General features: G+C 64.1%; 14 protein-coding genes. 4 read left to right on the forward strand and 10 right to left on the reverse strand.

What is annotated here, in order from left to right:
• Positions 1-1,732 (forward strand): ABC transporter transmembrane domain-containing protein (locus EOB49_RS07785; RefSeq protein WP_127380650.1); only part of this gene is annotated, 1,732 nt, incomplete at its 5' end.
• Between the two features lie 31 nt (positions 1,733-1,763).
• Here EOB49_RS07785 and EOB49_RS07790 read toward each other — a convergent pair.
• Positions 1,764-3,251 carry a carboxypeptidase M32 gene (locus EOB49_RS07790; protein ID WP_127380651.1) on the reverse strand — a complete coding sequence of 496 codons (1,488 nt, stop codon included), beginning with the start codon at positions 3,249-3,251 and terminating at the stop codon, positions 1,764-1,766.
• A 142-nt stretch (positions 3,252-3,393) separates the two neighbouring features.
• Here EOB49_RS07790 and EOB49_RS07795 point away from each other — a divergent pair, with 142 nt between their 5' ends.
• Complete coding sequence (locus tag EOB49_RS07795) at positions 3,394-3,747, forward strand: DUF1304 domain-containing protein (RefSeq protein WP_127380652.1); 354 nt, start codon at positions 3,394-3,396, stop codon at positions 3,745-3,747.
• A gap of 74 nt (positions 3,748-3,821) precedes the next feature.
• Here EOB49_RS07795 and EOB49_RS07800 read toward each other — a convergent pair whose 3' ends face one another.
• The 9 genes from EOB49_RS07800 to EOB49_RS07840 form a co-directional block, all read right to left on the reverse strand.
• Positions 3,822-4,250 carry a hypothetical protein gene (locus tag EOB49_RS07800; protein ID WP_127380653.1) on the reverse strand — a complete coding sequence of 143 codons (429 nt, stop codon included), beginning with the start codon at positions 4,248-4,250 and terminating at the stop codon, positions 3,822-3,824.
• Between the two features lie 237 nt (positions 4,251-4,487).
• Positions 4,488-5,519, reverse strand: a complete 1,032-nt coding sequence (locus EOB49_RS07805; protein ID WP_127327624.1) for a peptidoglycan -binding protein — start codon at positions 5,517-5,519, stop codon at positions 4,488-4,490.
• A 1-nt stretch (position 5,520) separates the two neighbouring features.
• A complete protein-coding gene (locus EOB49_RS07810) occupies positions 5,521-6,546 on the reverse strand; it encodes a MotA/TolQ/ExbB proton channel family protein (RefSeq protein ID WP_027037204.1) in 1,026 nt (341 codons plus the stop codon).
• A gap of 104 nt (positions 6,547-6,650) precedes the next feature.
• Positions 6,651-7,337, reverse strand: coding sequence for a hemolysin III family protein (locus tag EOB49_RS07815; RefSeq protein ID WP_164781618.1), 687 nt, complete (start codon positions 7,335-7,337; stop codon positions 6,651-6,653).
• Positions 7,338-7,443: 106 nt separating this feature from the next.
• Positions 7,444-8,244, reverse strand: a complete 801-nt coding sequence (locus EOB49_RS07820; RefSeq protein ID WP_023811836.1) for an inositol monophosphatase family protein — start codon at positions 8,242-8,244, stop codon at positions 7,444-7,446.
• Between the two features lie 85 nt (positions 8,245-8,329).
• Positions 8,330-8,896: an elongation factor P gene (gene efp, locus EOB49_RS07825; protein ID WP_013529127.1), complete on the reverse strand. Its 567-nt coding sequence runs from the start codon at positions 8,894-8,896 to the stop codon at positions 8,330-8,332.
• A gap of 174 nt (positions 8,897-9,070) precedes the next feature.
• Complete coding sequence (locus EOB49_RS07830; RefSeq protein WP_127380655.1) at positions 9,071-10,111, reverse strand: tetratricopeptide repeat protein; 1,041 nt, start codon at positions 10,109-10,111, stop codon at positions 9,071-9,073.
• A 1-nt stretch (position 10,112) separates the two neighbouring features.
• Positions 10,113-10,760, reverse strand: coding sequence for a thiamine phosphate synthase (locus EOB49_RS07835; RefSeq protein ID WP_127323222.1), 648 nt, complete (start codon positions 10,758-10,760; stop codon positions 10,113-10,115).
• A 134-nt stretch (positions 10,761-10,894) separates the two neighbouring features.
• Positions 10,895-11,800: a DMT family transporter gene (locus EOB49_RS07840; protein WP_127268482.1), complete on the reverse strand. Its 906-nt coding sequence runs from the start codon at positions 11,798-11,800 to the stop codon at positions 10,895-10,897.
• Positions 11,801-11,934: 134 nt separating this feature from the next.
• Between EOB49_RS07840 and EOB49_RS07845 the strand changes: the two genes are divergently transcribed.
• Positions 11,935-12,414, forward strand: coding sequence for an Lrp/AsnC family transcriptional regulator (locus tag EOB49_RS07845; RefSeq protein WP_127380656.1), 480 nt, complete (start codon positions 11,935-11,937; stop codon positions 12,412-12,414).
• Between the two features lie 50 nt (positions 12,415-12,464).
• Complete coding sequence (locus tag EOB49_RS07850) at positions 12,465-13,181, forward strand: class I SAM-dependent methyltransferase (RefSeq protein WP_127380657.1); 717 nt, start codon at positions 12,465-12,467, stop codon at positions 13,179-13,181.
• The last annotated feature ends 94 nt before the right edge of the window (positions 13,182-13,275 follow it).

Here is a 13,275-nt window from a genome sequence, read left to right on the forward strand (position 1 = left end):
CATCACGCACTATCGCACATTGGTCGTCGGCGCCATCATCTCGCTGGTCATCGCGGCGGCAACCACGCTGGCGTTGCCGCTGGCGGTGCGACGCATGATCGATCATGGTTTCTCGTCGTCCAGCACCACCTTCATTGCCGAATATTTCGCCGCCCTGGTGGCGATGGCCGCCGTGCTGGCGGCCGCATCGGCCGGTCGCTACTATTTCGTCATCACGCTGGGCGAGCGCGTCGTCGCCGACATCCGGCGCGATGTCTTCGCCCATGTGACGACGCTTTCGCCTGCCTTCTTCGACACCGCCCAGTCCGGCGAGATCGTGTCGCGGCTTGCCGCCGACACCACGCAGGTCAAGTCGGCGGTCGGAGCGACGGCCTCGGTGGCGCTGCGCAATGTCATCCTTGGTCTTGGCGCGGTGGGTATGATGGTCATCACCAGTCCGAAATTGTCCGGCCTGGTCATCGCAGCGATACCCGTCATCGTGCTGCCGCTGGTCGCTTTCGGCCGTTCGGTGCGGCGCAAATCACGCCAGGCGCAGGATACGCTTGCCGATGCCACCGCCTATGCCAGCGAGCAGATCGGCGCGGTGCGCACGCTGCAGGCCTTTACCAATGAGAAGCTGGTCACCGGGCATTTCTCGGCCGCGGTGGAAGCTGCTTTCGAGGCGGCACGCTCCTCGATCTTCGCGCGCTCCTTCCTTACCTTCTTCGCCATTTTCACCATCTTCTCGTCCGTCGTGGCGGTGCTGTGGTTCGGCTCGCGCGACGTGCTCGAAGGCTCGATATCGCCAGGCACGCTTGGCCAGTTCCTGCTCTATTCGGTGTTCGCCGCCGGCGCGTTGGGCGCGTTGTCGGAAGTCTGGGGCGAGCTTGCGCAGGCGGCGGGCGCCGCCGAACGGCTGACCGAAATCCTGGCCGAGAAGCCGGCGATCCAGGCTCCCGCCGATCCGAAGCCGCTGCCGGCCGTCGCCAAGGGCGCGATCGCCTTCGACAATGTCTCCTTCTCCTACCCGGCAAGGCCGGACCGTGCCGCCGTGCATGGCTTGAGCTTTCAGGTCATGCCGGGCGAGACGGTGGCGATCGTCGGGCCGTCAGGGGCCGGCAAGAGCACGGTGTTTTCACTGATCCTGCGCTTCTACGATCCCGAAACAGGCAAGATCCTGATCGATGGCGTCGATGTGCGCGAGGCCGATCCCGTTTCGGTCCGCCAGCGCATCGCGATCGTGCCGCAGGACGTCACCATTTTCGCGGCAAGCGCGCGTGACAATATTGGGTTCGGCCGGCCGGGAGCCAGCAAGGCCGAAATCGAGACGGCGGCGAAGGATGCACTTGCCGATGAATTCATCCTCAAGCTCGAGAACGGGTATGACAGCCAGGTCGGTGAGCGCGGCGTGACGCTGTCAGGCGGCCAGCGCCAGCGGGTTGCGATCGCCCGCGCCATCCTGCGCGACGCCCCGATCCTGCTGCTCGACGAGGCCACCTCGGCACTCGACGCCGAAAGCGAGACGCTGGTGCAGACGGCGCTGGAACGGCTGATGCAGGGCCGCACCACGATCGTCATCGCCCACCGCCTGGCAACGGTGCTGAAGGCCGACAGGATCCTGGTCATGGATGGCGGCTCGATCGTCGAGGAAGGCACGCATCAAAGCCTTGTCGCCAAGGGCGGCATCTATGCGCGGCTGGCCAAGCTGCAGTTCGAAACCGGCGCCAGTGCTTTCAGGGGCGCGGCTGAGTAGGCAGAAACATCTGCCGCTGTGCCGGCAGCCGCTATACGGCTCCGTATCGCTGCTTCAGATGGTTCACGAAATAAGTGGCGTTGAGCTTTTCGCCGGTGGCGCGTTCGAGCAGGTCCGGCGTCGACCAGCGTGATCCCTGCGACCAAATCTTTTGGCGGCGCCAGTCGTTGATCGCTTCGAAATTGCCCTTGGCGAGATCGTCATCGGCGGCAGGATGCTCCCGCGTCAGCGCCGCCCATTGCTGTGCCGCCATCATCGCGCCCAGCGTGTAGGAGGGGAAATAGCCGAAGGCGGCCCCTGGCCAATGCACGTCCTGCATCGGTCCGTCGGCGGGGTTGTCGATGGTGGAGAGGCCGAGATAGTCACGCATCTTGGCGTCCCAGGCTTCGGGCAGATCAGCCACCTCCAGCCGACCCGCGACGAGTTCCTGCTCCAGTTCGTAGCGCAGGATGACATGCAGGGGATAGGTCACCTCGTCGGCATCGACACGGATCAGGCCGCGCTCGACGCGATGCACATGCGGCAGGATGTCGTCGAGCGACCAGGCTTCGCCGAGATGCTTTTCGACCACCGGCAGCGCCCAGCGCCAGAAGGCCGGGTTGCGGCCGAGCTGCTTCTCGACGAACAGGCTCTGGCTTTCATGCACGGCCATGCCGCGCGCCTTGCCGAGCGGCCAGTGCGACCATGCCTTCGGCAGGTTCTGCTCGTAGAGCGCATGGCCGGTCTCGTGCAGTACGCCCATCAGCGCCGACAGGAAGTCTGTAGTCTTGTAGCGGGTGGTGATGCGCACGTCGCTCGGCACGCCGCCGCAGAAAGGATGGTGCGACACCGACAGCGATCCGTGCGTCAGGTCGAAGCCGACCGCCGCCATCATGGCAAGGCCGAGCTCGCGCTGCCGGTCGATCGCATAGGTGCCTGAGAGCGGCTTCAGCGGGCGCTTGCGCAGCCGTGCGTCCCGGATAGCCAGCGCCTCAGGCACGAAGCCTTTCAGAAAAGCCTTCAGGTCGGTGAACACAGGCGTGATGTCGGCGGTGCGGTTCCCAGGATCGTATTGCTCCATCAGCGCGTCATAGGGGGCAAGGCCGAGCACATCGGCACGCAGCGCCGCCTCCTCGCGCACCAGCGCCACGACGCCCTCCAGCGCCGGCTGAAAGCCTGCCCAGTCGTTCTTGGCGCGCAGGCCGCGCCACAACTGCTCGCAACGCATGCGCGCGGTCGTCTGGCGTTCGACGAATTCGACCGGCAGGCAGGTCAGGTTGGTGTATTGCCGCCGCAGTTCCGAGACGGCGGCGCGCTGCTCTTCACCCAATGCTTCCTGTTCGGCCGCAGCGATCCAGTCGGCTATCTCCGGCGCCGTTGCCCTGGTGTGATACATGCCGGCCAGTGCCGACATCGCCTCGGCACGCTTCTCGCCGCCGCCGACGGCCATATGCGTGGCCTCATCGGCGCCGAGGATGGCCAGCGCATGCTCGAGCGCTTCGAGCTTGTGGCCGAGGTCATCGAGTTTCTGAAAGGACATGGCGGCTTCCGTGATTGGGGACGGCGCGAAAAGACACCAACGCAAATGCGTTGGCAACCCTCGGATGCCGTCCGGCAGATGCACCTTGCGCAGGCGAGGCCGCGCATGAAATGCTGCCGGCAACACATCAAGGGGGAAAAAAATGACCGGCAACATCCTTGTCGGGCTGGTGGCCTTGATCCATGCCTACATCGTCTATCTGGAGATGGTTCTGTGGGACACGCCGCGCGGACACAAGGCTTTCAACCTGACCCCGGAATTCGCCAGTGCCTCGAAAGTGCTCGCCGCCAATCAGGGGCTCTATAACGGTTTCCTCGCCGCTGGCCTCATCTGGGGGCTTTACCTCGGGGCGGCCGGTTTCCAGGTCAAGGTTTTCTTCCTGCTGTGCGTGGCTGTTGCCGGCCTCTATGGCGCGGCAACGGTTGGCCGCAAAATCCTGTTTATCCAGACCGCGCCGGCGATTGCCGCGCTGATCGCGGTCTGGCTGGGCTGGTAAAAGGACGCCCGCGGGATGGCTCCCGAAAGCGCCAGGTGGTCCCTTCCTCCTGGACCGTTTCAGCCGCTGTGGTCTCAGCCGTTCGGGTAGTTGCCGCCGTCGTCGCCGTCGCCCATCAGGAAACCGCTGCCAGTATCGACCCTCAGGCGCTGGTCGACATTGTCGAGCCGGCGCAGCAGGTCATGATATTGCGCGGCCGGTATCCTGCCGTGATCGGACGCGGCGACTTTCTCTGCCGCCTGACCGATGTGGGCCGTGCGCATTTCCAGGCGTTCCGCCACGGCCGGGGTGATGTTGTTGGCCTGTCTTGCGTCCACGATGCCCTGCCGGACGCCCTGCACCTGTGCGATAAGCGCCTCGACACGCGGGCCAGTCATGTCGGTCGGATCGGCCGCGTCGAGAGCGCCCTTGTGATGGCCCGCGGCATAGGCGCCGGCAAGCGGAACGGCGATGAGGAACGCCGTGAGTGTAGCAGTTCTAAGCGAGGTCTTGAAAGAGCGCATCACGCGTCTCCTCTTGTAGAGGAAGGCGGCGGTTGTCCGCCTGCCTTCCGGCCTTGGGCCGTCCGGTTCCGTCGCGTCGCGATGAGGGGGTTCATCGCCGGCGGTTCTCGGCCCGGTCGGCAAGCTAGGATCGCCCTGCGACAATGTGTAATTAAAAAAAGATAATCTTTTCAGGCCTTGTCGGCCTCTATCTGCGCCCTAGAGTTGAGCCGGCGAACAAGTTCGCGTGATTTTAGATCAACGTTCGGTGAGCTTCAGTTCAATACGGCGGTTCTTATTGCGCGCCTCTTCAGTGTCGGCGGGGTCGAGCGGCTGGAACTCACCGAAACCGGCGGCTACGAGCCGGTTGGCAGGCACGCCGTTTTCGATCAGGAATTTCACCACCGAGGTCGAACGCGCCGTCGACAGCTCCCAATTGTCGCGGTAGCGGCCGGCGCCGGAGAGCGGCTTGTTGTCGGTGTGGCCGTCGACGCGCAGCACCCAGTTGATCTCGGGCGGGATTTCCTTCTGCAACTCGATGATGGCGTCGGCGAGCTTCTTCATCTCGACCTTGCCGGCATCGTTGATCACCTCGGAGCCGGTCGGGAACAGCACTTCCGACTGGAAGACGAAGCGATCGCCGACGATACGGATGTTCTCGCGGTCGGCGAGGATTTCGCGCAAGCGGCCGAAGAAGTCGGAGCGGTAGCGGTTCAACTCCTGCACGCGCTGTGCCAGTGCGACGTTGAGGCGACGGCCGAGGTCGGCGATCTTGGTGTTTGAATCGCGGTCGCGGATTTCGGAGACGTTGAGCGCATCCTCGAGCGCGCCGATCTGCTTGCGCAGTGCCGCGATCTGCTGGTTGAGGATCTCGACCTGGCTCAGCGCCTGCTGGCTGATCTGGCGCTGGCTGTCGAGTTCGCCGCCGAGCGCCGCGGCGCGCTGGTTGGCGGCGTCGCCGGCACCGGCGCCTTGCGCCAGCAACTGTTGGAGCCGGCTCCTTTCCGCTTGCGCGGCTGACAGCGACGCCTGCAGATTGGCCAGTGAATCATCCTTGTCCTGCGCCGTCGAGCGCTCCAGCGCCAGCAACTGGGTCAGCTCGTTGATCTGCGAGTTGAGGCGCGAGAGTGCCGTATCCTTGCCGGAGATTTCGCGTCCCAGCAGGAACTGCGCCAGCACGAAGACCGTGAGCAGGAACATGATGGCCAAAAGCAGCGTCGACAGCGCGTCGACGAAACCCGGCCAGTAGTCGATGCGGCGATCGGTGCGCCGGCCCCTGGCGAGTGCCACTTCAGTGAACTCCGGGCTTCTTCAGGGCATCGGCGATCTTTTCCAGCGTGTTGCGCATCGCCTTCTGCTCGTCGGACTGGGCTTCGACCCAGTCGCGCATGATCTGCTGTTCCGAGCGCATGTTCTTGACCAGGCCGGAAATGCCGTCGGCGAGATTGGCCATGGCGGTGGCGACGCGCGGGTTGGAGCCGCCGCCATTCTCCTGCATCGAGCGCAGCCGTTCCGACAGCACCCGGATCTCGTCGGAGGATTCGGTCTTGGCCGGGTCGGCGACGACGATGTCCGACGACAGGTCGGTCACCGAGGAAAGCCAGTTTTCCAGCTCGGTGTAGAAGCGCGTCTGGGCGCGGCCGGCCTGCAGGTCGAGGAAGCCGAGCACCAGCGAGCCGGAGAGGCCGAACAGCGAGGACGAGAAGGCCGTGCCCATGCCGGCCAGCGGCGCGGAAAGCCCCTGCTTCAGGGAATCGAGCACCGCGGCGGCGTCACCGGTGCCGGGATCGAGCGATTCGATGGTCTCGCGGATCGAGCCGATGGTGTTCAACAGGCCCCAGAAGGTGCCGAGCAGGCCGAGGAACACCAGCAGGCCGACGAGATAGCGCGAGGTGTCGCGGCTTTCGTCGAGGCGCGTGGCGATGGAATCGAGCATGGTGCGCATCGAACTGGTCGAGAAGGCCGTCGCTGAGGAGCGACCGATCATCGCCTTCATCGGAGCCAGCAGCACCGGTTCTGTCGTCTCCGAGCCGGCACGAAAGGAGTTGACCCAGCGCACTTCGCGAAACAGTCGCCCGACCTGGGCGAAGGCCAAAAGGATGCCGACCACCAGCACGCCGACGATCAGGCCATTGAGGCCGGGATTGCTGCCAAAAGCGGTTGAGATCTGTCGGGTGAGGATGGCGGCGATGAAGGCGACGATGACCAGGAAGATCACCATGGTGAGCAAAAAGACCTGCGGGCTCGATAATTTATGCGGGTCGTAGATCAGGACATCAGAACGTCTGCCCATGCCGAAGGATCTGAGAAAAGCCATCCGTGCCCCGTTTCCGATGCCGCCGCCGATCACGTAAACCGCGACTCTAAACGGAATTGTGACCAAATTGAATGGCGCTTGGCAATATTGCCGCGTCGAGAATGTCAGAGGCGATTGATGACCAGACAGTCGACCATGGCGGCCAGATGCAGGCCAGCACCGGTGACGACGAAACCGTGCCACAGCGCGTTGTGGAAGCGCAGCCCCTTCCAGGCGAAGAAGATGACGCCGCAGGAGTAGACGATGCCGCCTGCGACGATCAGCGCTATCGATGTCGTCGGCAGCGTCTGGACAAGCGGCTTGACCAGGATGATGCCGCTCCAGCCGATGGCGAGATAGAAACCGATCGCCAGCCGGTCGAAACGGCCGGGAAAGATCACCTTGATGGCAATGCCCAGCACTGCCGCGGTCCAGACCAGCACGATCATCCAGCGCGCCAGCGGCGAGCCTTCGAGCTGCGCCAGGAAAGGCGTATAGGTCGCGGCGATCAGCAGATAGATCGCGGCGTGGTCGAAACGCCGCAACACCCATTTTGCCGGCGACGACACCGGCCACAGATTGTAGGTCATCGACACCGACAGCGCGGTGAGCAGCGAAACCACATAGAAGGCGGCGGCGATGTATTCGCCCGGTCCGACACGAAACGCCGCCAGCGCCAGCAGTGCCGACCCTGCCGCGATCGCCAGCACGATGCCGATCGCGTGGACGATACCGTCTGCGATCATCTCGGCACGCGAATAGTGCCAGCGTCCGATGAACGGGATATCGGGGTAGGGTTGGTTGTCTCTCACTAAGCCGGGTTCCTGCACCGCGCCCTTCAATTTGGGCGCATGCCGCGCAGTATTTCAAGCTTCCATTGCGGTTTTGCGACTGCGGCGCATCAGCGCGGCGTGGCTGTCAGCGGGAGGAGAGCGGCTTCTTCACGACCTTCAGCAAAGCGCGCTGGATGACCTCGTTGCCGGCGACGACCGAGCCGTTGTCGAGCATGTCCTGGCCGCCATCCATGTCGGAGACGAAGCCGCCCGCCTCGCGGATCAAAAGCAGCCCGGCGGCGATGTCCCAGGCCGACAGGCCGGTTTCCCAGAAGCCATCCATGCGGCCGGCCGCGACATAGGCGAGATCGAGCGATGCGGAGCCGAGGCGGCGGACACCGGAAACCTCTGCCATGACATTGCGCAGTTCGACCAGGAAATTGCCGTGGTGGCCGCGGCCGAGATGCGGCATGCCGCAGCCGATCACGGTGTCGACCAGCTTGATGCGGCCGGCGACGCGCAAGCGGCGGTCGTTCATGAAGGCGCCGCCCCCGCGTTCGCAGGTGTAGAGTTCGTCCATCGCCGGATTGTAGATGACGCCGGCGACGATCTGGCCCTGGCGCTCCAGCGCGATCGAAACGGCAAAGAGCGGAATGCCGTGCAGGAAATTGGTGGTGCCGTCGAGCGGGTCGACGATCCAGCGATGCTGGCCGTCGTCGCCTTCAACCACGCCGCGCTCTTCCATCAGGAAGGAATAGCCGGGCCGAGCCTTGGACAATTCGGCAAAGACGATGTCCTCTGCCTTGCGGTCGGCCTGACTGACATAATCGCCGGGGCCCTTCATCGAGACCTGCAGGTTCTGCACCTCGCCGAAGTCGCGCGACAGCGAGCGGCCGGCCTTCATTGCGGCCTGGACCATGACGTTGAGAAGGGCTGAGCGTGCCATAGTGCTTTTTCCCGGTGCTGCGCTTTAAATTCTGCCTCGATGCATGTCGGTGACCCGGAACCCGGCCACTTTTGGGCGACATGCGTCAGTCGGCGCGGCGCACGTAAGTGATTTCGTTGGTGTCGACGATGATGCGCTCGCCGGCGCCGATGAAGGGCGGCACCAGGACGCGGATGCCGTTCTCCAGGATCGCCGGCTTGTAGGACGATGCCGCCGTCTGACCCTTCACCACCGGGTCGGCCTCGGTGATGGTCAGCGTCACATAGTCGGGCAGCGAAATGCCGATCGGCCGCTCTTCGTAGAGCTGGACCGTCACCATCATGCCGTCCTGCAGGAAGGCGGCGCGATCGCCGACGAAGTCCTTGTTCAATTCGAGCTGCTCGTAGCTCTGGGTGTCCATGAACACCAGTGCGTCTTCCTGCGCGTAAAGGAAGGAAAAATCCTTCAGGTCGAGCCGGATCTGTTCGACGGTCTCGGCCGAGCGGAAGCGCTCGTTGAGCTTGGTGCCGTTGATGAGGTTCTTCAGTTCGACCTGATTGTAGGCGCCGCCCTTGCCGGGCTTGACGGTGTTGGTCCTGACCGCCACCCAAAGCCCGCCATCATGCTCGATGACATAGCCGGGACGGATTTCGTTGCCATTGATCTTGGCCATGATGAGATGATCCGGAATAATGCCAACGGCCACGCCGTCGGTATGGGATGTTCGCTGGGAAAGCGATTTCGGGCTCCCAAGACCACAAATCGCCAGAAGAGGCAAGGGAGCGGGCAGGTCGGTGCCAGGCGAGGGGAGCCGAGGTTACACTTGCGATTACCGCGAGAACCGCCGTCAAGGCAGCCGGTTGGCCTTCTGCAGCGCCTGCTTGGTCTGGTCGTCGTCCAGCCCCTGCAGGAAGTCATCCATCTGTGGGTCGATGAGGCCGGCACGGCGGGCGACGACGTACCAGGCGCCGGCAAGCACAAGGTCCGGATCGGTGCCGATGCCTTGCATATAGAGCTTGGCCAGGCGGTTCTGGGCGGCGACATTGCCGCCCTCCGCCGCCTGCTTCATCCAGCCGAAGGCGGATTTCAGGTCGCGCGCACCGCCGCGGCCTTCGATCATCCAGGCGGCGAGATCGATCTGCGCGGTGTCGTAGTTCTGCCTTGCGGCCTGCGCCAACAGGCGCCTTGCCTGGGCGTCGTCACGTGGCTTGCCACCGACACCGTTGGCGTAGATCTGCGACATTGCATATTGCGCGTCCGCGAGGCCGGTCGCGGCGGCGCGCTCATAGTAGGAAACCGCCTTGGCCATGCCGGCGTCGCCGGGGTCCTGCTGGACCAGCATCTGCGCGAAATTGAATTGCGCCAGCCGGTTGCCGGCTTCGGCGGCGGCCTGCATCAAGGCGTAGGCCTCTTTTCCATCCTTTTTGACATAGCGGCCGTCGAGCAGCATCAGCGCATACTGGAACTGCGATTCCGGCACACCCTGTTCGGCGGCCAGCGCGTACCATTTCGCCGCTTGCGCCGAATTGACCGGTACACCGAGCCCCCGCGACAGGATCTCGGCCACCAAGGTCTGCGCCGCCGGATCGCCGTTTTGCGCCCGGACCAATGCCAGATTGTAAGCTGTCTTGTAGAGACCGCGCTGGAAGGCGCCATAGGCCGCGTCGGCGGGTTTTGCGCCGAAACGGTCGGGATTGACCGTGTCGGCCGACGGCAGCGGCGCGGGCTCGGCCGTGGTGGCGGGCTGCGGCAATGGCTTCTCGATCGGCTTGTCGGTGTGGACGCCGATTTCCGGCTTGGGCTGCGGCAGGGGGATGGTCTCCGCGGCGGCAGCCTGGACCATCAGCACGGCAAGCAGAGCCTGGAGGGGAAGCGTCGCCGAGGACATTTCAGTCCTCGAAGCGCGGCGCGGTCTCGTCGAGCAGCGCGTTGGCGGTGGCGACCGCTGTCCCAGGATCGGTGCCGTCGGCGAACACGGCGCTCGACAGCGCCACGAATTCAGCGCCGGTGGCGCCCACGGCTTCGACCGAGGCGATGTCGGATCCGGCCATGACGATGCAAGGGATCTGGATCATGTCCGCCCACCATGCGCCGAGCGACAGGTTGCGCGGGTGCGGTTCGGGCTTGTTGTCGTAACCGAAGCGGCCGAAGAAGATGTAGTCTGGCCGCGTCTCGCCAAGCTCGAGCGCGTCGTCACGTGTCTTGGCGCCGCCGGTGCCGACCATCATCTTTGCCTGGAAATGCTCGATCGTCTCGGCAAGTTCGGCCTTGGAGACCTCGACATGGATGCCGTCGGCCTGGACGCGGCCGGCTATGCGGGTGTCGCCGGCGATGATGACAGCAACGCCGGCGGCTTGCGCTGCCGGCACGATCTGTTCGGCGAAAGCCTGGAAGGAGGCTTCATCCATGCCGTTCTCGGGCAGGATCAGCGAAGCGACATCGCCGCCATCGAATGCCGCGACAATACGGGCCGCCGGCACGCCGGACGGCGCGATCAGCACGATACGACAGCGATTGGGGGGCGTTGCTTCATTCATGGTTCTTCGGGTCCCGCGTTTCGCCTATGCCGGGCGAAGATGGTTGGATTGCGGCATAGAGCAAAGTGCCCGCTTTGAACAGGCGGGCAGCCGGGATCGCGATGTTTGACCCGCCGGGCATTCGGCGGGGCGCTTCATTTGATCGGGTGCGGGCTCGCCACGGGCGGTTTGCCCTTCCACAGCGTCCAGCCGAGATTCATGCCGGCGGCGGCGATCAGGATGGCGGTGGCGCCGACGACCTGACTCAGATGCAGCCGATGGCCGAAGGCGACGACATCGACCAGAATGGCGACGACGGGATAGATGAAGGACAGCGATCCCTGCAGATGCGTCGGCAGCTTCTGGATGGCGCCGTACATCAGTATGTACATCAGGCCGGTATGGACGATGCCGAGCGTCGCCAGCATGGTCCAGCTCCAGGCATCGGCCGGAAGCTCTGCAAGATTGGCGAAAGGCGCCAGCATGACGACGCCGACGCAGACCTGGATCAGCGCGATGAGGTGCGGCGGCGTACCCTTGAGCTTCTTGGTGACGATGGCGGCGACGGCCCAGAAGAAAGCCGCGCCCAACGCCATGACGATGCCGGTGAAATAATCCGTGCCGATATCGCCGGCATCGGGAGCCGACTGCACGATCAGAACCATGCCGGCGAAGGCGATGGCCAGCCAGGTCAGCTTGGTCAGGGTCAGCCGCTCGGCGAAGAAAAGCGCACCGAAGCCGACCAGCATGAAAGGCTGCGTGTTGTAGACAGCGGTGGCGATCGAGATCGACGCGCGCGAGAATGCGCTGAACAGCAGCAGCCAGTTGACGACGATGGCGACGCCGCCGAGCGCGGCGATGCCGATGATGCGCAGCGACAGCCTGTTGCGCAGCAATCCCAGCCCGGCGCAGATGATGAGCAGCGTCAGCGCACCGAAAGCGCAACGCCAGAACACCACATCCATGATCGGCTGGCCGGACAGGACGACGAACCATCCGATCGTTCCCAGGATGGCCATTGCGGCTGACATTTCGACCGTGCCGCGCACCGTTTCGTTCACAACAAACCTCCATATCGGTTGAGCCGCCATAATCTCATGCTGCCGCGAAGCTTTCCATCTGATTGGAAAGGGTGTATGGCCGGTTGGCCTAATTATATTAGGAGAAAACTCCAAACTATCGGGGAAAGAAAAAGATGCTGGACGATCTCGACCGAAATCTCCTTGAAATCCTGGTCAAGGATGCACGGACCTCGCTGAAGGAACTGGCCGCCCAGGTCGGGCTGTCGTCGCCAAGCGTTTCGGAGCGGCTGCGACGGCTCGAGGAGCGCGGCGTCATCCGGGCGTTCACTGTCGAGATCGATCCGCTGGCGCTCGGTTATACCCTGCAGGCGATCGTGCGCATCCGGCCTTTGCCGGGCAAACTGCACATCGTTCAGAAGCTGATCGAGGAGATTCCCGAATTCGGCGAATGCGACAAGGTGACGGGCGATGACTGTTTCGTCGCCCGACTGTTCGTGCGTTCGATCGGCGATCTCGACGGGATTTTGGACCGTATCGCCGACAAGGCGGAGACAAGCACCGCCATTATCAAGGCGCAGCCGATCCGGCGTCGGCCGCCGCCGCTTGGCGCAACCGCCTCTCGGGATAGGGCAAAGGTCTTGCAGGCCTCCTGAAAAGCCGGTGGCCGGTTGGTTAGTGTGCCGGCCCAAACGAGGCCGGAACCATGGCGCAGAATATATACGATCGTGAGGATTTCTTCGCAGGCTATAGCCAGCTCGGCCGTTCGGTCGCGGGGCTGGAGGGTGCCGCCGAGTGGCCGGCACTGCGCGCCATGCTGCCCGATGTCGGCGGCTTGAGGGTCGTCGATCTCGGCTGCGGCTTCGGCTGGTTCTGCCGCTGGGCCCGCGAGCATGGGGCGGCGCAGGTGCTTGGCCTGGATCTGTCGGAGAAGATGCTTGCCCGGGCAAGGGCCGCCGGCCCCGATGCTGGCATAAGCTATGAGACGGCCGATCTCGATCGGCTCAGCCTGCCGGAAGCCAGCTTCGATCTCGTCTACAGCTCGCTCGCCTTGCACTATGTCGAGGATGTGTCGCGTCTGTTCGGGACCGTGCATCGGGCCTTGGCGCCTGGCGGGCATTTCGTCTTTTCGACGGAACATCCGATCTTCATGGCGCCGACAAAACCCGGCTGGGTGATCGATAGCGAAGGCCGCAAGACGTGGCCTGTCGACCAGTATCTGGTGGAAGGACCGCGCAGCACCGACTGGCTGGCCAAGGGCGTGGTGAAACATCACCGCACCATCGGCACCACCCTCAACGCACTGATCCGGTCCGGCTTCACCATCGGCCATGTCGAGGAATTCCGGCCGACCGATGCGCAAATCACAGCCAAGCCGGAACTGGCGGAAGAGCTCGAGCGGCCGATGTTCCTGCTGGTCTAGGCTCGGCGCTAGGCACTGGCCGGCGTCGGCCGAGTGTGCCGCCGCCACGCTCATATTTGCTGTCGCTCCGCCGGGCATTCTGGGCTATTCAAGC

Origin of the sequence: Mesorhizobium sp. M7A.F.Ca.MR.148.00.0.0, assembly GCF_003997735.1 — a bacterium.
Taxonomy (GTDB): domain Bacteria; phylum Pseudomonadota; class Alphaproteobacteria; order Rhizobiales; family Rhizobiaceae; genus Mesorhizobium.